Source organism: Bordetella tumbae (assembly GCF_054780995.1).
This window is the reverse complement of sequence record NZ_BAAGVG010000003.1, coordinates 338,165-362,830: the sequence shown is the minus strand read 5'-3', so window position 1 is coordinate 362,830 and position 24,666 is coordinate 338,165. Positions and strand designations below refer to the sequence as shown.

Sequence of the window (24,666 nt, the reverse complement as noted above, 5' to 3'; positions counted from 1 at the left end):
CTCCTGCACCGATACATCAATCCAGGCGCATGCCGGATTGCTTCACCACACCGCGCCACAATGCCAGTTCTGCAGACAGCGCCTTGCCAAAATCACCGGGTGTACCCGCAAACAAGTCTGCACCCTCGTTCGTCAATCGTTGACGCACCAGGTCTGCAGCCGCGGCTTCATTTACCGCGGTATTCAATTGCTGAACGATCGATGCCGGAGTGCCAGCAGGCGCCAGAATGCCCCACCACGTCGAAATATTGAAGTCAGATACCCCCGCTTCCGCCATAGTCGGCGCATCGGGGAACAAGGGAGAGCGCTTCTCCCCGGTCACAGCCAAGAGCTGCACCCGCCCTTCTTTAACCTGCCCCAAAATCGTCGGTACCGTCGCAAAGAACACCTGCACCCGGCCGGCCAGCAGGTCCACCGTTGCGGGGCCGCTGCCCTTGTATGGCACATGCATCATCTGCACATTGGCTTTTTGCTTGAATAGTTCGCCGGACAAATGATTGATACTGCCCGCACCGGCGGAGCAGAAATTGATTTCGTCGGGACGCTCAGTGGCCAGCTTGCGCAAATCCGCGATCGACTTTACGCCCAGGTCTTTGTTAGCCACCACCAGCAAGGGGCCACGACCGATCAGCGCCACCGGCGCGAAAGATTTCTCCACGTCATAGGTGCTGGAAACCTCAGCCGCGGCGTTGGTGACGAACGTCGACGTCGCGAACAGCAAGGTGTATCCATCGGGGTTGGCATGAGCCACGTTATTGGCCCCAATAGAGCCTCCGCCGCCGCCGTGGTTCTCTACCACGACAGGCTGCCCCAGGCGCTCACTCAAGGTGCGGGCCATATCGCGCGCAATGCTATCCGTACCGCCACCTGCGGCAAACGGCACCACCAGCTTGATGGGTTTAGTAGGAAAACCCTGCGCGCCGGCCAAGGCGGGCATGACGCATGCAACCGCTAAAGCTGCATATCGACGGATGTGCTTTAAGTAACGCATAAGGCGATGTCTCCTGATTGCCTGAATGGACTGGATTCTTTTGGTGAAATGACACAAGCTCTTTTGTTCTGGTCCCGCCGAAATGATTTGATATGCGACTACGTCAGCCGCGCTGCCGCAGCAATTTGAGGCGCTCCAGCAATGCCTGGTGAATGTGATGCCGCGCAGCGGCTGCGGCACGCTCAGGGTCGCGGCTGCGGATGGCTTCCACAATATCGTTGTGCTCTTTCATCGCGACCTTGGCACGCGCTTTGGAGCTCAACGTACTGCGTCCCAGCAGATAGGTGGTATCGGTCAAAGAGCGCAACGACCGGATCAAATGCCGGTTATGCGCGGCGCTGTAGATAGCGTCATGAAAACGCAGATTCAACGCCACCGGATCCGCATCGCCCTCGTCCAGAATCGCCTGCATATTGGCGATCTCGGCATCCGTGGCATGCTGTGCCGCCATTGCGGCAGCGGCCGACTCCAGCACTTCGCGCATGGCATAGAGCTCGCCCACCTCTTGCTGATCCATCGTGGCTACGACCATGCCTCGTCCGGGCTCATGGCGCAGCAGTCCTTCGTCCTGAATGCGCTTGAGCGCCTCGCGCACTGGCGTACGCCCCATGTCCAGTAAGGCCGCAACCTCGATCTCGCGCAACCGCATGCCGGGCGTAAATTCGCCCATGAAAATGCGCTGCTTGATCTCGTTATAGGCGGCGAACGCCTGCGAACTGGTTTGCGGAATAGGCATGAGCATCTCTATATATTCTTAAATATATTTTTGCATACAAAAAATAGAAGCGCAAATAGAGACAACGATGCCGCGTCTTATTTTTGACAGCACTGTGAGCGGCCGCCCTCCCTCATCCGCCTGTTACAGCTATGCTGAGTAGCCACCTTTCAGATAAGGTGCGTGGTTTCTCAACATCCTCAGATGCTCAGATTTCCACTTTCCCTATGTTGCGAATTTTGGAGGCAATCATGCGCAAACTTTCTTTATATGATCTTTCGAATGTATATGGCGGCATCACGCCGGACTCTGGCGATGTAGAGCTACAGAGAACACTGTTCTTGAGTATGGCGGCTCATGCGGCAGGCTACGCAATGGGTCAAACGCTGGGTGGGCAGTTTGATTTTGGAGACGCAGCGACATCAACGAAAGACAGCTTGATCGTACCGCTCGCCAGCGATTCCGTCTTACGCTGTATGGACGCTGGGGCGATCTCTGCAAGGCTTCGCCAAGCCGCCGTCCTCACCGCAGCGGGGCTATATGGATTCGCAGAGGGGTGGGACGATGCCCATGCGCATACCTTGGAAGTCCGCTGGTAAAGCGGCTCTTCGTGCTCTATAGCAACTGATCTATCGTGAAGCCCAAAAAAATGGATCAGTTGCCTACCTAACGGGCTTTCCCGAAGTGCCGAGGCCGCTCCCTCAAGCACAGCGTTACGATTTTGCCGGATTTCCTGGTCCTGGAGGCGCATGCTCCAAGGCCGCCGCCAATGCCAACACGTTTGCTGCCTCTTGTTCTCCGTTATCAAGCAGCGCGTGCATCGCCGGAAAAAAGTCGATGCCCAGACGGATGAACTGTTGCACTGTTGCTCGATAATTGAATCGTCCTAGATCCATTAACGCCTCGGTAGGCGACGCGCCAACAGACAAGAGAAGCTTCACCTCGTCGAGTGATTTACTGGTTTTCGCCATATCCCGTAGCAGAGCAGACGCTGCCGGCTCTGCCCCCTCGAGAACCACGGCTTTTAGGGCTGATCGCTTCTCCTCTTCGGATATACCGTCCGCCTGGAGTATATTTTTTAACTCAACATAGGCTAGAAGGTTGGCTGCAGGCCAGCTAGCAAAACACCGAGCGCTACGCTGGCGCAGAATCTGCAACGCGCCGACAACGTCACCGCCCCACTCGATCAGTTTTTGTAGTAGTTTCTCGCCTCCCTCCCACACACAGTGATGCACAAGTAACTCTCGACTATCCAGCCCGACTGCAATCAGCAATCGCACGCGCTCAAATCTCGGGGATTTAAACAGCGCCGCCCATTCTTGTTCATTTGGGGTGACACCTTTTTTGTACAGAATGGCGCCACCTCCTAGCCAACGCTCGGGTTCCGCACCCGGCACAGCCATCAGGCGCTTTAGCGTCTTTATCTTCTCGTCATCAGACCGGCTTTGCATGTCATCCAACATGAGGCATACCATGTCGTGCTGCGCAAGTCTCTTTAACACGTCGTTCTTGCCCGCGCGCTCGGCTTGGTCTAGAACGACAAAGACATCATCGGCACGGATGTGCTCGCGCAGAACAAGTTGATGAATTACGTCCCGGAAGGGCAGGCGCTGCATGGCGGGTAGCGTACTTGCCCCGGCGTCAAAAAATAATTTTGCGGCATATCTCGATCTGTGCTCCATGGCGAGAGCGAAGGCTTCGGATATATCGCCTCGCGCTTCGATCAGCATCAGCGCCGTGATCGTGGCCTGCTTGGCCGGCGACTCATAGTTCCCTCCTTTTTTTGCCAGAGAACCGAGAGCCACGCTGTCGTCTGTGCGAGCGCCCACATCGATCAATGCTTGCATCAACGCGACATTGCCCTTTTCCGTCGCGCGCATTAATGGGGTATATCCATCGCGATCCTTGGCGTCAAGAATCTGCGGATCATTACCCGCCCGGCCCAACAGCATCTTTACCATTGCATCATGACCGCCAGCGATTGCCTGATGGAGTACCGTCTGTCCCTCACGCTCGTCAATAGTGGTCAAGTCGAACTGATATTCATCAAGCAGATGCACAAGCGCGTCGATATCGCCCGTTTCCGCGGCGTGAAAAGCGCCATCCGTAATCATTTCCGGCGCAGGCGGCGTGTCGATCGACGGCATGGAAGGTGCCGTTTGGGAGATAGAACTCTGTAGTGTTTCCATGATGAAGCCTCCAAGAATGCAATAAGTAACTACAGCGCCAGGTGCGTTCCATCCAGCGCTGCTGATGCGATCTTAGTGACCTAAGTTCGAGTCCTCCCCGTATTGATACTTCCTGAGCAAGGGTGAAAATGGGAATCGGCGATAAATCAGCCCTGCTCTGCGCGCACGCCTTGTAGCGCGCCACATTCTGCTCGTTAGGTGGATACAAACCCGGCAACGGCGTGCCCGCCTTGACCTCGGACATGATCCAGCCCTCCAGGCGCTGCGCCGCCGTTTGCCCATACAGGCAACCCGGTTCCCAATACGCCCTCAAGGTAACGGCAGAACCGAATGTATTCCGTCTAAAATTTTTTGACATCCAATCAGGCCACGGGAAAAACGATCTCTGTCCCGGCTATACGTACTGCCTGGCGTGCTTGCCCGAGTGGTCGAGACCGTTCGAGTCACCGAGATGGGCAAGCTCGCTTGGCCCATACCGCGCGGGGAGAGACTCGTCAGCGCACACACCGGCAGCACTCAGGATCTCGACTGCGTTGAAATTCCCGCCTTTCAGTTCATCCTGAAGAAGTCGTTTGGCCCCGTGCACGACCGCGTCGTCACGCGCCAACAATTCTCTGAGTAACGTTATTCTGTCTGAAGCGGATAGATTTTTGGGCGCAAGTACGAGGACTTTTATCGCCGAATAGGCAATGAGGGCCTTTGATTCTAATGGAGCATCCGCCTTCAGCGCAGCAGTGGCATTGGCCCCCAATGCGATCAATATCTGCATTGGCAACATCTCGCGTTTGGCAGCCATCTTCAGTAATGTGCGAGCGGCAACCATTCCGACTACAGCCCTAAGGCTCTCCATGTCCGTTCTCCCCCAGAGCAACAATAAATTCCCAAGCATGGGTTCGGCAACATCAATATTCGCAGCAGCCAGGATTGTTTTCATAGCACTTACCTTTTCCGGATGCGCTTCCTCTTCCTTGCCAGCAATGTCAATCAACAGCAACACTGGATCGAATTCCCGAGTATCAATTAACGCTTTGACTCCCGTCACATCACCCTGCATGGCGAAACGCGTTAACAGATCCCTGGCTACCGTTTTTTCGTTCTGGCACGGCTGCCGTACCAATGGCACATCTCCGGTGGTTGAATCATCCATGACTTGATGGACATCATCAGAGGGATTTTTCGACAAAGACAGGACATCGACTACGTGCATTGCGGATGATGAATTGAAAGCCAGACTGTGTGCTTGTGTCATGCGGAAGGCTCATTAGGAGAAATAACGAACAGGACAGAACACCACAGAAGATCTATCGAACTGGTGTGGGCTGTGGTCGAGTCTTATTATTCGTACCCTAGCCAGTTCTGAACACGTCTATCAGTCTGAAATTCGCGTGCTCCTGCATTCCATACGAGGGAAGCATGCGATCACGAAATACGACGCCAACGCCTTGAGGAAAGAGGCACCCAATGCGACCGGTCATTTCCTGGAGACAACCAGTATTGCGCCCCTGAGCAAGATTGCTCAGGGGCAAAAAAAGATACAACGACGGATCAGCCCTGCTCTGCGCGCCACGCCTTATAGCGCGCCACATTCTGCTCGTTAGGTGGATACAAACCCGGCAACGGCGTGCCTGCTTCGACCTCGGACATGATCCAGCCCTCCAGGCGCTCCTGCTCGACAGAGGCCTCGACCACATCATTGATCAGATCTGCGGGAATCAACACGGCGCCGTCGCGATCGAGCACGATGTAATCGTTCGGAAAGACCGCCACGCCGCCGCAACCCACGGGCTCTTGCCAACCGACAAAGGTCAGGCCAGCAACGGATGGAGGCGCTGCGCCGCCATTTGCCCACACAGGCAACCCTGTTCCCAATACCCCTTCGAGATCACGCACGACACCGTCTGACACCAATGCACTCACTCCACGCTTTTTCATCCGCGCGCAGAGAATATCGCCAAAAATCCCCGCATCATTGACGCCCATTGCATCCACGACGGCAATCGCGCCCTCTGGCATAGCCTCGATTGCCGCACGCGTGGATATAGGAGAGGACCATGATGCAGGCGTGGCGAGATCCTCGCGAGCAGGTACAAAGCGCAAGGTAAACGCGCGGCCGACGATGCGTTTGGCAAAAGGAGCCAGCGGAAACGCGCCGCGCAGCCAGACATTGCGCAGGCCCTTCTTGAGCAGAACGGTGGTCAGCGTCGCGGTCGTGACGCCTTCCAGGGCTTGTTTGATCTTCGGTTCAATAGGCAATGCATCTACAGACATAGGAGGCTCCTGAAATGAATAAGAGAACAAACGGGAAATCAATCGGCCAGATCGGCCAACAGACGTTGCTTGCCTGCCAGTACGTGTTGTTCGGCCAGCTCGCCAGCGCGAACCACGTCACCCGCCTTGATGGCGTCGACAATGCCGCGGTGCTCTGCATTGGAACGATTCATTTTGGCGGTGTAGTTGAAAAATTTACGGCGAAACAGATGCAGCTCGTTGACATATTCCGTGTATGCACGCGCGGCATGGCGGTTGTTGCTGTATTCCAGGATCAAGTCGTGGAATTTCAGATTCAGCTCGTAATAGCTGCCGCCATCGGAGATTTCGGCAGCAGCCTCCATCTGGGTCAACAGATCCTCCAGTGCGGCAGTGCGCTCGGGCGACAGATACTCTGTCGTGCGCCGCGCCGCATAACCAAAGATCAACGCACGCAGGTCATAGCTCTCGAGCATGTCCCGCATCGACATCTGGCGTACGAACATGCCTCGATGCGGCACCGCAGTGACCAGGCCGCTGCCGGCCAGGATGCGTATAGCCTCACGGATCGGCCCCCTGCTGAACCCCATCCGCTGTGCCAGCGCGGCCTCGTTCAGCCGTGACCCTGGCGCAATGTCGCCCGAATAGATCAGACGCTTGATTTCCTCGGCCGCGGTCGCCGCGAGCAACGGTAGCTTTTGTTCGGATGGTTCAGTCATAGGCACGGAAAAGTGAGCAGGAAAGTGTCGCTGCGACAAGGCGATTATGACGGCAAATTGTACCTGCGCGCCTGTCAGTCCGCCCCACATCGAAGACAAATTTCAAACAATCGTATTCGATTTAAATAAAATTGTTGACACTTTTTGAGTGACTTCATACCATGACTTCACAAAACAAGAGCAAAAACCGGCCGCGCCCTTGGGGCTCGGCTCTCGCCTGGCCCATCGCCTCGCGGTAAAGGATGGGTCCGCCACGTCATGAGAGGAGCACTCGCCCATGTCTGACACGCAACACTCGCTGCCCTTGTCGCCCTACCGGGTCATTGATCTGACCCGGGTACGAGCCGGCCCGACGGCCGTACGCCAATTGGCAGACTGGGGGGCCGAGGTCATCAAGATCGAAGAGCCCGTCAACCCTGCCACCGAGACGGAGATGGGGGGAATGAGGCTAGGCCCCGATTACCAGAACCTGCAACGCAATAAGAAAAGCCTCACGCTCAATCTCAAGAGCGCCGAGGGGCGAGCCGTGCTCGAAAAACTGGTGAAAAACGCCGACGTCATCGTCGAGAACTACCGGCCCGACGTCAAACATCGACTGGGGATTGATTACGAGACACTCCGGCAGATCAACCCACGTCTGGTCTACGCCAGCATCTCCGGCTTTGGCCAGGATGGCCCCTATGCCAAGCGCCCCGGCTACGACCAAATCGTGCAAGGCATGGGCGGCTTGATGTCTGTCACGGGTCTGCCTGAGTCCGGGCCTGTGCGTGCAGGTATTGCCATCGCCGACACTACTGCCGGCCTGTATTGCTCGATCGGCATTTTGATCGCCCTGCTCGATCGTGAGCGCACGGGTGTGGGTCAATGGGTGCAGACATCACTGTTGGAAGCCCAACTGGCGATCCTCGACCTGCAGGCGGCCCGCTGGCTCGTGGCAGGTGAGGTTCCCGTCCAGGCGGGCAACAATCACCCCACGATCATCCCGACGGGCTTGTTCACTGCCCAGAATGGCCCGATGACGTTGCAGGTGCCAGGTCAACTGATGTGGGAACGCCTGTGCAAGGCGCTGGACAAGCCGCAGTGGCTGGACAACCCGCAATACCGCACCAATCGGGATCGATCCATCCATCGCGAAGCACTCAATCAGGAAATCAACGCGATATTTGTGCAGCAGCCTCGTGAATACTGGATCGAAAAACTCAATGCTGCAGGCCTGGCCTGCGGCGCCGTCAACACGGTGGATCAGGCCTTTGCCGACCCGCAAGTACAGCATCTGGGTATCGCGTGGCCGGTACGGCATCCCCAGTTGGGTGATATTCAATTGGTCGGTCAGCCGATCAAGAGCAGTCGGCACCAACCCACGTTACGGACGGTGGCGCCGATGCCGGGCGAACACAATACCGAAGTGCTGCAAGGGCTGGGCATCGACCAGTCCGAACTCCAGACGCTAAGGAATCAGCATGTCATCTGAGCACACTCCCATGCTGCGTTATCAAAAAGATGGCGGCGTAGCCACATTGTCCATTGATCATCCCACGCGGCATAACGCGATGACGTTCGACATGTGGGCGGCGTTGCCCGGGTTGATTGAACAGGCGGACGCCGATCCCGATGTACGCGTATTGGTGTTGCGCGGCGCAGGCGAAAAAGCCTTTTCGTCCGGCTCCGATATCTCGCAATTCGGCGAACGCCGCAGCACCGAAGCCGGCGTAAAGCTATGGAACGACACGGTGGTGGTCGCTGCAGATCGCTTGGTCCGCCTAGGCAAGCCCTCCGTAGCGCTGATACGCGGATTATGTTTTGGAGGTGGCGTCGGGCTGTCGTTGCATTGCGATCTGCGTTTTGCGACGCCTGATGCGAGCTTCAGCATCCCCGCAGCAAAGCTGGGGGTGGGCTACTACCCTGCTTGGCTTAAACGGCTGTCATCGCTCGTGGGACCTGCCGTCGCAAAGGAAATCATGTTCACGGCGCGCCGGTACGATGCAGCCCAGGCGTTGAAGGTAGGCCTGGTCAACGATGTGCGCGACGAGGCCGAAACACTGGAACTCGTCACCAGGATGGCGAGCCTGGCGCCGCTGAGTCTGCGCGCCAGCAAAATGGCCATCGACGAAGCCGTCGAACCGGGCAAGTACGGCGACGATGCCTGCCAACAAGCATTGCGCACGTGCTTTGCCAGCCAGGACTACAAAGAAGGCCAAGCGGCATTTCAGGAAAAACGGCCACCCGTATTCGCTGGCCGCTGATCTTCACCCAGCCTACCCCGACGCCCTGCAACAGGAAATAGGAGACAGAAAGTGAAGATAGAAAAAATCACCGCCACGCTGCATCGGCATGAGATCGACCTGCCCGATATCGGCAAATCGATCGAGAGCCGCATGTTTGTCTTTGTCGAAGTCACGACCGACGAGGGTCAAAGCGGCTTTGGCATCACGGGTTCAATCCTGCCCTGGGCCGTCATCGCCTGCATAGAAAATCATCTGGCACCGGCCCTGAAAGGACGCGACGTATTGCACACCGAAGCGATTCATGCGCACGTGTGGAAACAGCTGAACAGCCGCGCGTATACCGGCGTGATCTCCAATGCGTTGTCGGCTATCGACGTTGCGCTGTGGGATCTGCGAGGCAAGCGAGAGTCGCGCTCTGTGCACGAGTTGTTGGGCGGCTTTCGGAATTGGGCGCCGACTTATGCGACCTTTGGCTATCCGTTTTTTGATGAACGGCAACTCGCTGACTACGCGCGCAAGTTCATCGACGATGGGCACACGATGCTGAAGATGGTGGTCGGTGGAGAACCGTCACGCACTTGGCGCGACGATGTTCGGCGCGTGCACGCCGCGCGCGAGGCCATCGGCTCGGACGCGGCGCTGATGATAGACGCTAATTGCTGGTTCAACCCCTATGAGGCGCGCTTGTTGTGCCGCGCGATCGAGGATTGCGAACTGATGTGGTTCGAGGAACCCATCCAGCAGAATGATGCTCGCGCGCTGGCAGACCTGCGGGCCAATACTTCCATACCGATTGCCGCCGGACAAATGGAAGGTCATCGTTGGCGTTATCGCGAACTGGTCTCGCATCATGCGGTGGATGTGTTGCAACCCAATGTGCTCTATAACGGCGGCTATACCGAATCGCTGAAGGTGGCGCACCTGGCCCAGGCCTACAACCTGCCCATGGCCAATGGAGGCGGCTGGCCGATTTTCAATATGCATTTGCTATGCGGCCTGATGAATGGCGGACCGGTCGAATTCCATTACGGGATGTGGCAAACGGGCAAGCATTTCTTTTACGGCACGCCAGACCCTGTGAACGGCCGCATGACCTTGTCAGGCAAGCCTGGACTGGGATTTACGCCGAATTACGACGCGTTGGAGGCAGCCCGTATCACGGACCCATCTCAAAGCCGACTCGAAGGGCGCGATAGCCACGGATACTTGCTGCGTGAGGCCATCACCGCGACATAGAGCACCCCAGTTTTCGCAGTTCTGCAAAAAAAGGCCTCACATCACGCCTGCGGCTGACTACTCGCCCACGAGCACTTTTACCGTAAGGCAGACTCGGCAGCAAAACGAAATCCGGTCCATGGCACCGGATACATCCTGGAGGAAGACAAATGAGTATCTCTATCGCCGCTCGCATGGCGTCGGCCTGCGCAGTGCTCGCACTACTCTCTGCACCTGTCTCGGCTCATGCGGAGTATCCAGAAAAGAACATACGCATGATCATTCCGTTTGGTGCGGGCGGGGGCAGCGATGTGCTGGCTCGCACGATCGGCTCGGTCATCAAGGACCTCAAGCTCGTACCGGTGGATTTCATGTATGAGAATCTGCCCGGCAGCAGCGGTGCGCGCGGGTACAAGGAAGCGTCGCGCCGCAAGGGCGATCCATACACGATGGCAACGGTCAGCGTGAGTTTTTTCACGACGCCGCTCTTGGGCCGTGCGCCGTTCAAACAAGAGGACTTCACGCCTATTGCAGCGATTTCGATGTCACCGTATGTGCTGGTGGTAAAGAGCGACTCGCCTTATCAATCCCTGAAAGACATGGCTCAGTCCAAACGGCTGACTACGGGTACGGTAGGCGTGGTCTCGGACGCACGGCTGTTGGCTGACATGGTGAGCAAGCAGATGAAAGTCAAAGTAGACGTGGTGCCTTTCGATGGCGAAGGGGAAATCACCACGGGCGTGTTGGGCAAGCATATTGATTTCATGTTTGGCAATCCCAGCGAAGTCATGCCTCAGATCGAGGCCGGCACGATGCGCGCCCTGGCCGTGAGTGCAGGTCAGCGGTTGTCCTCGATGCCTGATGTCCCGACGTTCAAGGAACAAGGCTACGACATCGAACACACCATGCTGCGCAGCGTCGTGATGCCCAAGGGCGTCGAACCGGAGGTCGTCGCGTACTGGGAAAACGTGCTGCGTAAAGTCGCAGAGAGCAAAGAATGGAAAGAGCGCTATCTGGATCGCTACAAGGACGAGCCGCGCTATGAAGACGCGGAACAGACTGCGGCGCTGATCCAGCAAACCAACCAGCGCTATGTCGCCATCATGAAGGAACTGGACATCATCAAATAACTACCGGAACGCCAATAATGAAAATCGAGACACTGGATCGTGTTTTTGCGATGTTCTTGTTTCTGTTGGGCCTGAGCATCGCTTATTTTGCACCCTCGTATGGCTACATGACCGATGGCAATCCTGGCGCAGGATTTTTTCCGCTATGGGTGGGATTAGCCATCGCAGGACTGAGCATGGTGAATTTCGTGCGCAGCGTAGCAGGCAAGGAAAAACTGGCTCAGGAAATCGCATTGTCCAGCCTGATCAAACCGGTGGCCCTCACGGGTGCCCTGGTGGCCTTTGTTTTTCTGGCAGAGCCATTGGGCATGATGCTGGCGTGCGCGGCACTCGTGTTCGCGATAGGCTGGATCATCCGCCCGCACTGGGACCGGGTTTTTACCGCAAAGATCGTCGCAACGGCAGTGCTGTTTCCGGTCGCCGGCGAACTGGCCTTCGGCGTGTATCTTGGCGTGCCTTTGCCCAAAGGGTTGTTGGGAATCTGACTGTACACACATTAAATGAGGGAACAACATGGACTCCATCGTCCTGCTACTCGAAGGTATAGTCAACGCACTGTCATGGTCGGTGCTGGCAGCCACACTGATCGGTGTCTTGATCGGATTGTTCGTCGGTGTATTGCCGGGTCTGGGTCCCGCTGCCGGTGTAGCGATCATGCTGCCGGTAGCGGTCGGCTTTGGCGGTGTCGAAGCCATCGCCGGCCTGGGCGGGATTTATTACGGCGCCATGTTTGGCGGTGCTGTTACCTCCATTCTGCTGGGGATCCCTGGAGAGTCCGCATCAGTCATGACCGTGCTGGATGGCTATGCAATGGCCAAGCAAGGCAAGGCGGGCGAGGCGTTAGGCATCAGTGTGTTTTCCTCGTTCACCGGCGGCATATTCGGTCTGCTGGTCATGGCACTGCTGGCGCTGGCGATCGCGCGCGTAGCCATTGAATTTGGACCGACCGAAATGACGGCCGTCATGGTGCTGGCCTTTTCGCTGGTGAGCGTGCTGGGTGGACGCAACATCATCAAGGGATTCACTGCGCTGTTTCTGGGTATCTGGATCGGCATGATAGGCATGGATCCCATTTCGGGACCGCCGCGTTATACCCTGGGGTCGATGGACCTGCTGGATGGCGTGGATTTCACCATCATTGCGGTTGGCATATTCGGGCTCGCCGAGATATTTTTCAATCTGTCGGAAAAGGCTGAAGGCACCCGAGCTGCAGCCAATTATTCATTGCGCTCGTTACTGCCCCGCGTGAGCCATATGATCCGCTGCAAGGGCGCGGTGGTGCTGGGATCTATCATGGGTTTTCTCGTGGGCGTGCTGCCTGGCGTGGGCGCGACGGCGGCCACGATGTTGGCCTATGCGGCCGCCAAAAAGGTATCACGTACTCCCGAAGAGTTTGGCAAAGGCGCCATGCAGGGCGTTGCGGCTCCTGAGGCAGCAAACAACAGCGCAGCCTATGTGTCCATGGTGCCTATGTTCACACTGGGCATCCCCGGCTCGGCGACCACTGCCATCATGCTGGGAGGGCTCTTGATGTTGGGCCTGCAACCAGGGCCCTTGCTGTTTACCAACAATCCGGATTTCGTGTGGACGGTGTTCGGCAGTTTCTGGATAGGCAACGTCATGCTGTTGTTTCTGACACTGCTGATGATTCCCTTGCTGGCAAGCGTAGTGTTCGTTTCTACGGCGCTGCTCTACCCGGTTGTAATCGGCATGATTCTGTTCGGGGTATTTTCGATCAATTACTCGATGTCTGATGTCCTGCTGGCGCTGGGTGCAGGGGTGCTGGGCTATCTGATGCTCAAGCTGGAGTATTCGGCGGTCCCACTGGTGCTGGGAGTGGTGCTCGGCCCCATGCTGGAGAACAATATCCGCCGAACCTTGATCCTGTCCGAAGGCGGACTGGGCGTGTTCTTCGAGCGCCCGATCTCTCTGGCGTTCTTCCTGCTGGCCGCATCAGTGGTGCTCTTTCCGCTGATATCGAAATGCTGGAAACGAAAATCGGACAGGAGTTAGAGATCAGAAAAAAGCCAACACGGGGGCCGCCACTGCGCATAGCCCCCCGGCGGACAGTGCAGCGACTGGCCGATAGCTGACGAACCAAATCAGAATCAAGCCCGCAAAACTCAAGATACCGATCCATTCCACGGTGCCATAGGACCACCCCCATACCGCAGCCGACGCCCATAGCGACAACGCCAGTGCGGTCCAACCAACGATACGCAGGGGGGTACGATGACGGCGCGGCAATTCGCGGTCGAACACATCCTCGTAGTGGCGATCCATACCCAGGCACAACGCGGAGAAGCCAGCATAGGCCAAGCAGAAAGCGGCAATACTCATCATGACGTCACCTCATTAACAGTACAGCTGGCGGTGACGGAGGTGGCTGCAGCACGTGCTGTACTGACCGCATCAGGGCGAACGGCCTTGCGGCCTGCCGGAACTGGGCGGGCCGATGTTGTCTTGTTTTTCTGGTACGCCTTGCGCGCCTTGTGAGCCATCCAGCCAAACAGGACGGCCGCAGCCAGCGAGGTCAGGTCAAATCCCGCCATGACCCAATCGCCGGCCGGCAACGACATGCCCAAGTGCCGGTCCGTCGTCAAGGCATTCAACACTGGCAATGCCAGCGCCAACACCGCAGTCAACGACAACAGATCCATCCACTTGCGCGTACGAAATGCAAAGGCATAAATAAAACTCAAGCCCCAGACAATGAAGAACGCGCGGGTTTCCCAAGCGCCTCGCCCAACCAGGTCAGCGGGCACCAACCGGTTTGCCCAGAAGTACACCACCACCGCCAGACAAAAACCGGCGATGCTGGCGGCGTTCAGGGCATCGACCAAGCGCAGCGAAAACTTCTGCTGAGCCGCGGCGCCGACTTTCTGGCGACGCTTGGCAACCCATAACACCAAGCCGGTGCCGACCATCGCCGTCCCTGCCAGGCTGACCAGGAAATACAGCCACCGCAGCAGCGGCGCAGCAAAAAAACCCAGATGCAAACCGATGATCGTATCGGCAGTCGTCATCGCAGCACTGTTGTTATCGTGCCGCGATAGCAGCGCACCATCGATCCCATTGAATTGCATGCTGGGAGCATTGCGGCCATACGATACGCGTTCGCCCGAGTCTCGAGACACCGATACCATCGCGTTCTGTTTGCCGGGATTCGTCACCACCAGGCGTCCCGCACTACCGCCCTGCCACAGCGAGGTTGCCTGTGCCACCAACGGACCCAGCGGCAACAGCTCGGCCTGGCCGTCGGTCGGACGCTGCTGAGGCGAGCCCGGGAACCGCTCGTCAAAATATGCACGGGGCGTGTCATAGGCAGCCGAAATCCCCGCAGGCAACAGCATGACCACAAAGAGCAGCAGCCCGCTGAACGTAATCATCAGATGAAACGGCAATCCCAACACTGACAAGGCGTTGTGCCCGTCCATCCACGCGCGCTGCCCGCCCTTGGCGGGCCGGAATGTAAAGAAGTCCTTGAAGATTTTCTTGTGCGTCACGATGCCGCTGATGATGGCCACCAGCATGAACATCCCCGCGATACTAGCCAGCCAACGCCCCCATGGACGGGCCATTTCCAATTCGAAATGAAAGCGATATAAAAAATCGCCACCGCGCGTTTCACGGGCCTTGATTTCCTGACCGGTCGCGGGATCGAGTGTCACGCGTTTGAACCCCCGTTCGCCCGGCGCGGGCTTGAGAATTTGGTACAACAAACTCAGATAAGGCTCGCGTGCCGAGGGCAAATCAATGAACCAGCGCGAGGCGTCCGGCGCATGTGCGCTCAGATAACGCTGCGCCATGTCGGCGGCCTGGTCTGCAGGTAATACCTGCTGCTGCGCTGGCGCCTCTGGCTGCATCCACGTAGTGATTTCGGGCCGGAAAAATGCCAATGTCCCAGTCAGGAACATCGCAAACAAGATCCATCCGAACACCAACCCGGCCCACGTGTGCAGCCACGCCATCGCTTGCCGAAAGCCCTCACCCTGTTCGGAAGGAGAGCGCATGGATTTCGACTTCGCGAAAGCCTTGGACGACACCGAACTGTCTGGCGTCACTGGGGACGTGGCCTGAGCAGCGCTGGATTTTGAGGCTTTTGTCATGCGGCCCCCGCCAACCGGCTGAGCCAGAACAGCCCTGCCAGCAGCACCGTCGGCACGAGGATCCCGGCCCACGCGCGCCACGTATTACGGGCGGCAAACACCCACATGACGGCAATCGTATAGGCGACGAACGCAAGCATGCTCGCCGTCACGACGGCATCGACACGCACCATGGGCAGCCACACGGCCAGACTGGCGGCCGTTGCCGATGCCAACGCATACCCGCCAAATACCGCAGCGATAATGCGCGAGACGACGGCCCATCGATAGCGCGCCAACCCGGCGCCGGGAATAGGTTTCACTGCAAATCCTGCGAACTCGATAATTTGAGAATTATAATCATTACGAGAAAAAACGGGCGCTTCTTTCCCGCCTTCGTAGAATGAAGGCCGTCCAGCAGGCGCCCGCCTCGGCGTTACCAGCGATAGCGCACCGCAGCCTTGACGGTGCGGTCATAGCCGTACCAGCACCAAGCCTCGCTCAAGCACGAGGCCACATAACGCTTGTCAAAGACGTTCGCGACGTTCAGGCTGACCTGCCAGCCTTTCAGTGCCGGCTGATAACGGCCGAGGTCGTAGTCCAGTCCCAAATCAAACAGTGTGGCGCTGGATACCTTGAACGTATTGTTGGCATCGCCCCAGGTTTCGCCCAGATAGCGCACACCGGCCCCTACTCCCAGACCGGCCAGCGGCCCGCTTTGCATTTCATAGTGCACCCATGCCGACGCCTGATGCTTGGGTACGCCGGCCGGTTGTGTACCCTTCATGCTGACACCTGCGGCATTGGGATTGTCTTTGGTATAGGCGTTCTGCATCCAGCTGTACGACGCAATCACGCTCAGCCCGTCGACCGGCTCGGTTTTGGCCTCAAGCTCCAGACCGCGGGTGCGCACCTCGCCCGCTTGGATACTGCAACGTCCGCCGCTGCAGATATGGGTCGGATCCGGGTCCGTCGTGGTCAGGTTTTTGCGACGGATGTCGTAGACCGCAGCCGTCAACAAGGTACGCGAACCGGCGGGTTCGTATTTCACGCCCAACTCGTATTGCTCGCCCTCGACCGGATCAAACGGAGCCCCATCCCAGCCCGTGCCGTTTTGCGGCTCGAACGACTGCGAATAGCTGAAGTACGGCGCCACGCCATTGTCGAACAGATAGAGCAACCCCGCGCGACCGGTAAAGGCCTGTGCGCGCTGAGGCGTATGCGTGCGCACCCCGGTGTTCAGATTGGTCGCGTTGGTGTTGGTACGCGCCCAGTCATAACGCCCGCCCAGCAGCACCGACAGACGGCCGAGCTTGATTTGGTCCTGGAAATACAGGCCGGCTTGATATTGCGTCTGGGTCTGGTCGCTGGTGAAGGCCGGCATGGTAAAGCCCATGTCGTAGTTTGGATTCCAAGTGTCCAGATTCAGGAAATCACCAGTCTGCGAGGCCGACAAGGTATCCGTATTGACGCGCTGATAATCAAAACCCAACAAGGCCGTGTGATCGAAAGGCCCCGTGGAGAAATTGGCCAGCAGATTGTTGTCCAGCGTCAAGGCATCGAACTTGACGTCGGTACCGGTCAGACCGCGCTTCAGGTAGCGATAGGTGCCTGGATCTGCCCAACCGCTGTTATAGATACTGCGATATTCGGCATCCGCGTGCACATAGCGTAATTTCTGGGTTGCTTTAAAGGTGTCGTTAAAGCGATGCTCAAACTCATAGCCCAAGGAATAGTGCTTGCGGTCGCTGCGCTCGAAACCTTTGTCCCCATCGTAGAAGCTGCGTGAGAAACGGCTGCCATCCGGTAAGGCATGCACCGTACCCATCGCAGGCAGGGCCCCGTACGCCCCCATATCGGGATCGCGCTGGAAATGCGTCAACACAGTCAAGCGGGTATCCGCAGTGGGTTGCCACAAGAACGACGGCGACACGTAATAGCGGCGTTCCTTGGTATCGTGCAATTGGCCGTCAGCCATATAGCCTGCGCCGACTACGCGATATAGCAAGGTGCCGTCGTCGTTCAGACTGCCGCCGACATCAGCCATCCCGCGCAACAACGAGTTGGTGCCGACTTCGACACCGAGCTCATTGACCTGCCCGGCCACCGGCCGTTTGCTGACCTGGTTCACCACGCCGCCAGGGCCGCCTTGGCCGTACATGACGGACGAGGGGCCTTTCAGGACATCGACCCGTTCCAGCCGATAGGCATCCACCTGCGGCAAGGCATCCCGGCCGCCGAAGACACGCAGCCCATCCAGGTAGGACGTAGCGGAAAAGCCCCGGATCGTGAACTGATCCAGTCGAGTCGCGGTCGCACCTCGCGTTTCCACCGCTACGCCAGGGGTATAACGCAGCACCTGGTTCAACGTGTTTGCGCCTTGTTGAGCGATTTGGGTCTGCGTGATCACCGAAATGGATTGCGGCGTTTCCAACAACGGCGTGTCCGTCTTGGTGCCAGTGGACGCGACGGTGGAAACCACACCATAGGTCTGGCCCGTGCCGGTCTCGCCCTGCCCTTGCACCACCACGGGAGCCAGGCTCACCGTGTCGCCCGCCATCGACGGTGAGCGCCGCAAATGCCAGCCACCCGTCCCGGGATAAGCCTCCAGGCCGCTTCCTTGCAAGATGGCGCGAAAACCCTCGCCAGCGGAATAGCTGCCCTGCAAACCCGATGCGCTCAATCCCGATACCAGGCCGGTATCGAATGAAATCAGTACGCCGGCCTGCCGCGCGAATGCGGTCAATACCTCACCCAGTGGTCCAGCAGGCACCGAAACACTGCGTGCGCCGGCTGCCGATTGGCTTGGTTGGGCGCCAGCCGCCTGCGCCAGCACAGCCGGATGCACCGACACCAGCCCTGCGCCCGCCAACGCCAACACCAGCGCGGGCAATGCGCCAGGATGCCGGGCGCCTCGTATGTCATAGCCAGCGCTTATGCGACGGGCCGCCCGGGATGAGAACAAGGAAGCAAGAAAAGACAAAACAAGACTCCTGCGGAAATGAACGGGTTACAAAAGCCATTCCGCACGAGCACGCAAAACCTGCAGGCGATGAGACGACTGAATAGAAACCAAAAGTAAATCCAGAGTGCCTGCGACGATCTACACGCTTCGCTGTTGAGAGTGCTCGTCAACGCCATCGACTCGCACCCACCACGATCCCCAGCGTTTGATCGTGATCGGCAAGACGTGCTGCAGCATTTCCAACGCACCATCCGTGTCATCCAACGGAAATACGCCGGATACCGATAAATCCGCCACATCGGGACTGACCGAGAGCACCCCGTGGCGATAGCGCGCCAGCTGGGCAACGACCTCGGCCAATCGATCATCATTAGCGACAAGCAACCCGTCCATCCAGGCGGCCCGGCTGCTCTGCGCCGCTGTCTCATGCCAGGCGTCGGCCTGGCGATATAACGCTGCGCCCGCATTCAGTACTCGAGGCTCGCTGCCCTGCGCACTCACACGAAGTGAGCCCTCGTAGACATCGACGCGTATTCCAGACGGCTGCCGCCACAACGAAAAATGCGCGTTGATCGCCTCCAGGCGGCTGCCGTCGACATTCACCAACAAAGGAGACACGCTTGGGTCGCGATCGACAGCGATGCCCATTTCACCTCGCCACAACGTCAACTCACGCTGCCCGTCGCGAAACGCCGATGACACCGCCGTATCGCTGGCCAAATCCATCCGGACATGGTCCGGCAACACGACACGGCGCCGTTCGCCCACGCGCGTACTGTAATCGGCCACCAAACGCTGCCAAGGGGTCCATTCATACGTGGCGGCACCGGTACCACCCAGGACGGCGCCTGCAATCAGTCCCTTGAGCACGGCGCGCCGCTGTCGGCCATGCGAACGGCTGCCCTGCCGAGCGGTTGTCGCCTCCACTAAATGCGCATGCGCAAAGTCCGAGGGAATATCACGTACGGCATGAGCGAGACCCTCCAGGCGCGCCCAGGCGTGCTCATGACGCGGATCTGCTGCTCGCCATTGCCGACAGGCATTCAATGCAGCAGTCCCGCCCTCACCGGATTGCAATTTGACCCACCACGCGATGGCGGCCTGGGCAATGGGATCGCCCATCGTCTCAATCCTGGAGGCAGACATAGCAGGCCATCAACGCGCGGGTCATATATTGCTGTACTGCACTCAAGGACACGCCGAGCCGCTCGGCGATTTCGGCATAGCTCAAGCCGTCAATCTGGGCCATCACAAATGCCCGCCGCACATTGTCGGGCAGATCCGCCAGCATCCGATCCAGCATGGCAATCTGCTGCAAAACTGCTGCACGCGTTTCTGCGGAGGGTTGATGAGGTTCCGGCAAGGCGGCCAGATAATCGAGATACGCCTGCTCCAGGCCGGCGCGTCGATAATGATCGATCAGCAAGCCCTGGGCGATCGTGCGTAAAAATGGACGGGCCTGCTCGGCCCGGACTTGCTTGCGGCCGGCAATGACCCGCACAAACACGTCCTGAGTCAGGTCCTCTGCCCGGAAAGGATTGCCCAGCTTGCCCCGCAGCCATCGGAACAGCCATGGCTGATGATCACGGTACAGCTCGTCAATGGGCGCCGCCGCGGGCGCGACGGCCACGCTCGGTATGGAGGTTTTCACGGCGGGCAGAGAAAAAGCGCAAACCGCGATGGTAATTGATAACTACTATTATTATCAATCAGATTACGCAGAGATGCTGCCGCACCCAGGCCATGACGTGTTGGCACAACAACACGTCACCCTGCCCTCCTTCCTGAAGCGACCGCTTGCAGTTCTTACAGCCCGACCGTCAAACGGCGCTCGGACTCCAAATACTCGCGTGACTGCATTTCCAGGATGCGCGACACAGTGCGGTGAAACTCATTGGCCAACGCGCCTTCGGTGTAGAGCTCCTCGGGCTCGCATTCCGCCGACATGATCAGCTTGATCTTGTGGTCGTAAAACACGTCGATCAACCAGGTAAACCGGCGAGCCTCGGACGCTTGGCGTGGTCCCATGCGAGGCACATCCGACAAAATCACCGCGTGAAAACGGCTGGCCAATTCCAGGTAATCGTTCTGCGAGCGCGGACCACCGCATAGCGTCGCAAAATCGAACCACACCACAGACCCGGCCAACGCCTGTGCACGCAGCTCGCGATGCTCGATGTGCAACACAGGCTCTTGCGGCGGCGTGTCGGCCAGCCGATCAAAAGCGTCCTGCAAAGCAGCCTTGGACTGCTCATTCAGCGGCGAGTGATAGCACTGCACCTGCTCCAGCGAGCGGCGCCGATAATCAATCCCCGCATCCACGTTCAAGACATCCATGCGTTTCTGGATCAGCTCGATCGCCGGCAAAATCCGATCGCGATGCAAGCCATCCGGATACAAGGTCGATGGCTCGTAGTTGGACGTCATCACAAACGACGTGCCGTACTCGAATAGCTTGAGCAACAAACGATAGAGAATCATCGCATCGGCCACGTCCGACACGTGGAACTCGTCAAAACAAATCAAGCGATAACGCTTGGCCACCCGGCGCGCCACCTCATCCAGGGGATCTTGCATCCCTTTGACGTTTTCCAGCTCGCGATGCACGCCGCGGATGAACTCATGAAAATGCAGCCGCGTTTTGCGCACCACGGGTACCGTGGCATAAAACGCGTCCATCAAAAAGCTTTTGCCGCGCCCCACTCCCCCCCACAGATACACACCGCGCGGGACATCGGGCCGGTTCAATAACTTCTTTAACGCATTCGAGCGCAGGGCCTTGAAACGCACCCAGTCGTCGTAATACGCCTGCAATCGGTCAATGGCTTGCTTCTGCGCCACATCAGGGTGATACCCCCGCTCCGCCAGGGATTGTTCATAGTATTCGCGGACGTTCATATCGCAGCTGCAAACCTAAAAGAAAAAAGGCGGGTCAACCGCCTCATACTATTCATCTGGCAATCTGTCGTATGCACCACCGGCAAGGGGACACCATCGCGCATAGGCGAACAAACATTTGCCATCGTATCGGCCAACACGCACAGGCCCGAACGAACCATCACTACACAGACAAGCGCCGAGCCGTTGCAGCCCGGCGCCCATCTATACATCGCTCAGAATCAGAAATTCAGCGTGCGCTTGTCCACCGCCAGAGCGGCTTCTTTCACGGCTTCCGACAGAGTCGGGTGAGCGTGGCAAATACGCGCGATGTCCTCGGCCGCACCACGGAATTCCATGATGGTCACGGCTTCGGAAATCAGCTCCGATGCCATCGGGCCAATGATATGCACGCCCAACACCTCATCGGTCTTGGCATCCGCAATCACTTTGGCAAAACCCGTCGTATCACCCAACGCGCGCGCACGGCCGTTCGCCATAAAGGGGAAGCTGCCCGCCTTGTACTCGCGGCCTTCCGCCTTGAGTTGCTGTTCGTTCTTGCCCACCCAGGCGATTTCCGGCGACGTGTAAATAACCGACGGCACCGTCGCGAAATTCACATGGCCATGCTGACCGGCGATACGCTCGGCCACCGCCACGCCTTCTTCTTCGGCCTTGTGCGCCAACATCGGACCACGCACCACATCGCCCACTGCCCATACGTTGGGCAAGTTGGTCTTGCAGTCATCATCGACAGCAATGAAGCCGCGCTCGTCCAGTTGCAGACCCACGGATTCGGCGTTCAAACCGCCGGTGTACGGCACACGCCCGATCGACACGATCAGTTTGTCCACCGCCAGCTTTTGCTCGGCGCCCTTGGCATCCACATACGACACGTTGACCGACTTCGCCGTCGCCTTGACGTCACCGATCTTCACGCCGGTCTGAATATTCAGGCCTTGCTTAGTCAGCACCTTCAGAGCTTCTTTGGCGACTTGCTGATCAGCGACCGCCAAGAAGTCAGGCATGGCTTCCAGGACAGTGACCTCAGCGCCCAGACGGCGCCACACGCTGCCCAGCTCCAGGCCAATCACGCCAGCGCCAATCACGCCCAGCTTTTTCGGCACAGCATCGATACTCAGCGCGCCGTCGTTGGACAGCACGACTTTTTCATCGAACGGCAGGCCCGGCAACTCGCGCGCCGACGAACCCGTTGCCACGACCACGTGCTTGGCAACCAGGTCTTCTTCGGTCGTGCCGGTGACCTTGATCGCATAACCGCCGTCAACCTGACCAGCAAACGCACCCTTGCCATGGAAGAACGTGACCTTGTTCTTCTTGAACAAATACAGGATGCCGTCGTTGTTCTGCTTGACCACCGTGTTCTTGCGGCCAACCAGCGTATCGAGCTTCAGGCTAACGCCTTTGACTTCAATACCGTGCTCGGCAAAGTGGTGGTTGGCCTGTTCAAAATGCTCCGACGACTGCAACAACGCCTTCGACGGAATGCAGCCCACGTTCGTGCAAGTACCGCCGGGTGCCGGGCCGCCTTGGCCGTTTTGCCACGCGTCAATGCAAGCCACGGACTTGCCCAACTGCGCAGCACGAATCGCCGCGATATAACCGCCGGGGCCAGCACCGATGACAACAACGTCAAATTGTTTGGACATAATGATCTCGAAATTTGGGAATTAAAGAAGCGCCAGCCGATGTAAACACCACGGAGCACATCGCATCAGAGGTACAGCCTGCCTCTTTAAAGGCGAGCAGACGCAGATGAGTCATGAACGCCAGCGATGTGCCGGGGCCAAGAGGCTTCGGTGCGGCGGGCCCGTTGAGGCCGCCGAGCGCTACCGAAGGAAGGCGGGGGGAAGTCGGCTGGGCATGTTTGAGCGTAGCGAAGCGGAGCGAGTTTGCCCAGCCGCCCCGCCTGACGAGGTAGGCGACGGGGAGTCTGGCCGCGCAGGCGGCCAGACCGGCCGAACGGGTCCGTCGCACCGAAGCCTCTTGGCCCCGGCACATCGCGACAGAAGAACCCATCCTCACGCCCGTCAAACTATTCAACGCTAGAAATTACAGATCCAGCAACAAACGCTGCGGATCTTCCAACGCGTCCTTCATCGCAACCAAGCCCAACACCGCTTCGCGACCATCAATAATCCGATGGTCATAAGACAGCGCCAGGTAGTTGATCGGACGAATCACGATCTGACCTTTTTCAACCACCGGACGCTCCTTGGTCGCATGCACGCCCAGGATCGCCGATTGCGGCGGGTTGATGATCGGGGTCGACAGCATCGAACCGAACACACCACCGTTCGAAATCGAGAAGGTACCACCGGTCATCTCTTCGATGCCCAGCTTACCTTCGGCAGCGCGCTTACCGAAATCGGCGATCGTCTTTTCGATCTCGGCGAGCGAGAGCTGATCCGCGTTGCGCAGAATCGGCACCACCAAACCACGGGGGCTACCCACCGCGATACCGATGTCAAAGTAGCCGTGATAGATGATGTCCTTGCCGTCGATCGACGCGTTGATCAACGGGTACTTTTTCAGGGCGGCAACAGCAGCCTTGACGAAGAACGACATGAAGCCCAACTTGACGCCGTGCTCTTTCTCGAACTTTTCCTTGTACTTGTTGCGCAGATCGATCACAGCCTGCATGTTGACCTCGTTGAACGTGGTCAAAATGGCGTTTTCTTGTTGCGATTGCAGCAGACGCTCAGCGATACGGGCACGCAGGCGGCTCATCGGCACGCGCTGTTCCGGACGGCCATCCAGCGACAACGTGGTCGGCGCCGGTGCAGCGGCAGCGGCCTTGGCCGGCGCAGCGCTGGCGCCCTGAGCATCAGCCTTGGTCACACGACCGTCACGGCCCGTGCCAGCCACGCTGCCAGCGTCCACGCCCTTTTCGGCCAGGATCTTGGCAGCGGCCGGCGAAGCAATACCAGCCGAACCCGACGAGGCCGGTGCAGCAGCGGCAGCAGCCGGAGCCGCGGCAGGCGCAGCGGCTTCAGCCTTGGGAGCAGCAGCCGGGGCAGCAGCAGCCTGGGCAGCCGTATCGATTTTGGCGATGAGTTGGCCCGACGTCACCGTGGCGCCATCGGCTTCCACGATTTCAGCCAGCACGCCCGATGCCGGAGCCGGCACTTCCAGCACCACCTTGTCAGTTTCGATTTCGATCAGGATCTCGTCTGCCTCGACAGCAGCGCCAGCCTGTTTCTTCCAGGTGAGCAAAGTCGCTTCCGACACGGATTCGGACAACTGGGGGACAACAACGTCAGTAATAGCCATGGTAATAAGTT

22 protein-coding genes are annotated in these 24,666 nt (G+C 58.3%); 7 read left to right on the top strand and 15 right to left on the bottom strand.

Annotated features, from left to right (window positions below; all coding sequences use genetic code 11):
- Positions 1–16: 16 nt before the first annotated feature.
- Entirely contained in the window at positions 17–991 is a 975-nt protein-coding gene (locus tag ACYVI2_RS03170; RefSeq protein WP_415819041.1) for a tripartite tricarboxylate transporter substrate binding protein, read from the bottom strand.
- Positions 992–1,094: 103 nt separating this feature from the next.
- On the bottom strand, positions 1,095–1,727 hold the full coding sequence (locus tag ACYVI2_RS03165) for a GntR family transcriptional regulator (protein ID WP_415819042.1): 633 nt from the start codon (positions 1,725–1,727) through the stop codon (positions 1,095–1,097).
- 230 nt (positions 1,728–1,957) lie between these two features.
- Between ACYVI2_RS03165 and ACYVI2_RS03160 the strand changes: the two genes are divergently transcribed.
- The gene (locus ACYVI2_RS03160) at positions 1,958–2,305 is read left to right on the top strand and encodes a hypothetical protein (RefSeq protein ID WP_415819043.1); all 348 of its coding nucleotides are present in this window, start codon (positions 1,958–1,960) and stop codon (positions 2,303–2,305) included.
- Positions 2,306–2,419: 114 nt separating this feature from the next.
- Here ACYVI2_RS03160 and ACYVI2_RS03155 read toward each other — a convergent pair whose 3' ends face one another.
- From ACYVI2_RS03155 to ACYVI2_RS03140, 4 genes are all read right to left on the bottom strand, one after another.
- On the bottom strand, positions 2,420–3,895 hold the full coding sequence (locus ACYVI2_RS03155) for an ankyrin repeat domain-containing protein (RefSeq protein ID WP_415819044.1): 1,476 nt from the start codon (positions 3,893–3,895) through the stop codon (positions 2,420–2,422).
- A 394-nt stretch (positions 3,896–4,289) separates the two neighbouring features.
- Positions 4,290–5,144: a hypothetical protein gene (locus ACYVI2_RS03150; protein ID WP_415819045.1), complete on the bottom strand. Its 855-nt coding sequence runs from the start codon at positions 5,142–5,144 to the stop codon at positions 4,290–4,292.
- 296 nt (positions 5,145–5,440) lie between these two features.
- On the bottom strand, positions 5,441–6,163 hold the full coding sequence (locus ACYVI2_RS03145; protein ID WP_415819046.1) for a ribonuclease activity regulator RraA: 723 nt from the start codon (positions 6,161–6,163) through the stop codon (positions 5,441–5,443).
- A gap of 38 nt (positions 6,164–6,201) precedes the next feature.
- The gene (locus ACYVI2_RS03140; RefSeq protein WP_415819047.1) at positions 6,202–6,861 is read right to left on the bottom strand and encodes a GntR family transcriptional regulator; all 660 of its coding nucleotides are present in this window, start codon (positions 6,859–6,861) and stop codon (positions 6,202–6,204) included.
- A 277-nt stretch (positions 6,862–7,138) separates the two neighbouring features.
- On the opposite strand from ACYVI2_RS03140, the gene ACYVI2_RS03135 reads away from it, so the two are divergent.
- The 6 genes from ACYVI2_RS03135 (at position 7,139) to ACYVI2_RS03110 (ending at position 13,444) form a co-directional block, all read left to right on the top strand.
- Entirely contained in the window at positions 7,139–8,332 is a 1,194-nt protein-coding gene (locus tag ACYVI2_RS03135; RefSeq protein WP_415819048.1) for a CaiB/BaiF CoA transferase family protein, read from the top strand.
- Positions 8,322–9,104, top strand: coding sequence for an enoyl-CoA hydratase (locus tag ACYVI2_RS03130; protein WP_415819049.1), 783 nt, complete (start codon positions 8,322–8,324; stop codon positions 9,102–9,104). Before ACYVI2_RS03135 ends, ACYVI2_RS03130 begins: the two co-directional genes overlap by 11 nt.
- Positions 9,105–9,155: 51 nt before the next feature.
- A complete protein-coding gene (locus tag ACYVI2_RS03125; protein WP_415819050.1) occupies positions 9,156–10,322 on the top strand; it encodes a mandelate racemase/muconate lactonizing enzyme family protein in 1,167 nt (388 codons plus the stop codon).
- Between the two features lie 149 nt (positions 10,323–10,471).
- Positions 10,472–11,431, top strand: coding sequence for a Bug family tripartite tricarboxylate transporter substrate binding protein (locus ACYVI2_RS03120; protein ID WP_415819051.1), 960 nt, complete (start codon positions 10,472–10,474; stop codon positions 11,429–11,431).
- Between the two features lie 17 nt (positions 11,432–11,448).
- Positions 11,449–11,916, top strand: a complete 468-nt coding sequence (locus tag ACYVI2_RS03115) for a tripartite tricarboxylate transporter TctB family protein (RefSeq protein ID WP_415819052.1) — start codon at positions 11,449–11,451, stop codon at positions 11,914–11,916.
- A 28-nt stretch (positions 11,917–11,944) separates the two neighbouring features.
- Positions 11,945–13,444 carry a tripartite tricarboxylate transporter permease gene (locus ACYVI2_RS03110; protein ID WP_415819053.1) on the top strand — a complete coding sequence of 500 codons (1,500 nt, stop codon included), beginning with the start codon at positions 11,945–11,947 and terminating at the stop codon, positions 13,442–13,444.
- A 3-nt stretch (positions 13,445–13,447) separates the two neighbouring features.
- Here the strand turns inward: ACYVI2_RS03110 and ACYVI2_RS03105 are convergent, their stop codons facing one another.
- The 9 genes from ACYVI2_RS03105 to odhB form a co-directional block, all read right to left on the bottom strand.
- Positions 13,448–13,774 carry a DUF3325 domain-containing protein gene (locus tag ACYVI2_RS03105; protein ID WP_415819054.1) on the bottom strand — a complete coding sequence of 109 codons (327 nt, stop codon included), beginning with the start codon at positions 13,772–13,774 and terminating at the stop codon, positions 13,448–13,450.
- Entirely contained in the window at positions 13,771–15,444 is a 1,674-nt protein-coding gene (locus ACYVI2_RS03100) for a PepSY-associated TM helix domain-containing protein (RefSeq protein WP_415819132.1), read from the bottom strand. Before ACYVI2_RS03100 ends, ACYVI2_RS03105 begins: the two co-directional genes overlap by 4 nt.
- Positions 15,445–15,536: 92 nt before the next feature.
- Positions 15,537–15,842, bottom strand: a complete 306-nt coding sequence (locus ACYVI2_RS03095) for a DUF3649 domain-containing protein (protein ID WP_415819055.1) — start codon at positions 15,840–15,842, stop codon at positions 15,537–15,539.
- Between the two features lie 113 nt (positions 15,843–15,955).
- Entirely contained in the window at positions 15,956–18,439 is a 2,484-nt protein-coding gene (locus ACYVI2_RS03090) for a TonB-dependent siderophore receptor (protein ID WP_415819133.1), read from the bottom strand.
- A 183-nt stretch (positions 18,440–18,622) separates the two neighbouring features.
- On the bottom strand, positions 18,623–19,606 hold the full coding sequence (locus tag ACYVI2_RS03085) for a FecR family protein (protein WP_415819056.1): 984 nt from the start codon (positions 19,604–19,606) through the stop codon (positions 18,623–18,625).
- Between the two features lie 4 nt (positions 19,607–19,610).
- Positions 19,611–20,144: a sigma-70 family RNA polymerase sigma factor gene (locus tag ACYVI2_RS03080; RefSeq protein ID WP_415819134.1), complete on the bottom strand. Its 534-nt coding sequence runs from the start codon at positions 20,142–20,144 to the stop codon at positions 19,611–19,613.
- A 146-nt stretch (positions 20,145–20,290) separates the two neighbouring features.
- Positions 20,291–21,382 carry a cell division protein ZapE gene (gene zapE / locus ACYVI2_RS03075; RefSeq protein ID WP_415819057.1) on the bottom strand — a complete coding sequence of 364 codons (1,092 nt, stop codon included), beginning with the start codon at positions 21,380–21,382 and terminating at the stop codon, positions 20,291–20,293.
- Between the two features lie 221 nt (positions 21,383–21,603).
- Positions 21,604–23,031, bottom strand: a complete 1,428-nt coding sequence (gene lpdA / locus ACYVI2_RS03070; RefSeq protein ID WP_415819058.1) for a dihydrolipoyl dehydrogenase — start codon at positions 23,029–23,031, stop codon at positions 21,604–21,606.
- Between the two features lie 403 nt (positions 23,032–23,434).
- Positions 23,435–24,655: a 2-oxoglutarate dehydrogenase complex dihydrolipoyllysine-residue succinyltransferase gene (gene odhB / locus ACYVI2_RS03065; RefSeq protein ID WP_415819060.1), complete on the bottom strand. Its 1,221-nt coding sequence runs from the start codon at positions 24,653–24,655 to the stop codon at positions 23,435–23,437.
- Between the last annotated feature and the right edge of the window lie 11 nt (positions 24,656–24,666).

Coding starts and splice junctions, on each gene's coding strand:
- ACYVI2_RS03170 (WP_415819041.1), bottom strand. CDS start 991: ATGCGTTACTTAAAGCACATCCGTCGATATGCAGCTTTAGCGGTTGCA.
- ACYVI2_RS03165 (WP_415819042.1), bottom strand. CDS start 1,727: ATGCCTATTCCGCAAACCAGTTCGCAGGCGTTCGCCGCCTATAACGAG.
- ACYVI2_RS03160 (WP_415819043.1), top strand. CDS start 1,958: ATGCGCAAACTTTCTTTATATGATCTTTCGAATGTATATGGCGGCATC.
- ACYVI2_RS03155 (WP_415819044.1), bottom strand. CDS start 3,895: ATGGAAACACTACAGAGTTCTATCTCCCAAACGGCACCTTCCATGCCG.
- ACYVI2_RS03150 (WP_415819045.1), bottom strand. CDS start 5,144: ATGACACAAGCACACAGTCTGGCTTTCAATTCATCATCCGCAATGCAC.
- ACYVI2_RS03145 (WP_415819046.1), bottom strand. CDS start 6,163: ATGTCTGTAGATGCATTGCCTATTGAACCGAAGATCAAACAAGCCCTG.
- ACYVI2_RS03140 (WP_415819047.1), bottom strand. CDS start 6,861: ATGACTGAACCATCCGAACAAAAGCTACCGTTGCTCGCGGCGACCGCG.
- ACYVI2_RS03135 (WP_415819048.1), top strand. CDS start 7,139: ATGTCTGACACGCAACACTCGCTGCCCTTGTCGCCCTACCGGGTCATT.
- ACYVI2_RS03130 (WP_415819049.1), top strand. CDS start 8,322: ATGTCATCTGAGCACACTCCCATGCTGCGTTATCAAAAAGATGGCGGC.
- ACYVI2_RS03120 (WP_415819051.1), top strand. CDS start 10,472: ATGAGTATCTCTATCGCCGCTCGCATGGCGTCGGCCTGCGCAGTGCTC.
- ACYVI2_RS03115 (WP_415819052.1), top strand. CDS start 11,449: ATGAAAATCGAGACACTGGATCGTGTTTTTGCGATGTTCTTGTTTCTG.
- ACYVI2_RS03110 (WP_415819053.1), top strand. CDS start 11,945: ATGGACTCCATCGTCCTGCTACTCGAAGGTATAGTCAACGCACTGTCA.
- ACYVI2_RS03105 (WP_415819054.1), bottom strand. CDS start 13,774: ATGATGAGTATTGCCGCTTTCTGCTTGGCCTATGCTGGCTTCTCCGCG.
- ACYVI2_RS03100 (WP_415819132.1), bottom strand. CDS start 15,444: ATGCGCTCTCCTTCCGAACAGGGTGAGGGCTTTCGGCAAGCGATGGCG.
- ACYVI2_RS03085 (WP_415819056.1), bottom strand. CDS start 19,606: ATGGGCGATCCCATTGCCCAGGCCGCCATCGCGTGGTGGGTCAAATTG.
- zapE (WP_415819057.1), bottom strand. CDS start 21,382: ATGAACGTCCGCGAATACTATGAACAATCCCTGGCGGAGCGGGGGTAT.
- lpdA (WP_415819058.1), bottom strand. CDS start 23,031: ATGTCCAAACAATTTGACGTTGTTGTCATCGGTGCTGGCCCCGGCGGT.
- odhB (WP_415819060.1), bottom strand. CDS start 24,655: ATGGCTATTACTGACGTTGTTGTCCCCCAGTTGTCCGAATCCGTGTCG.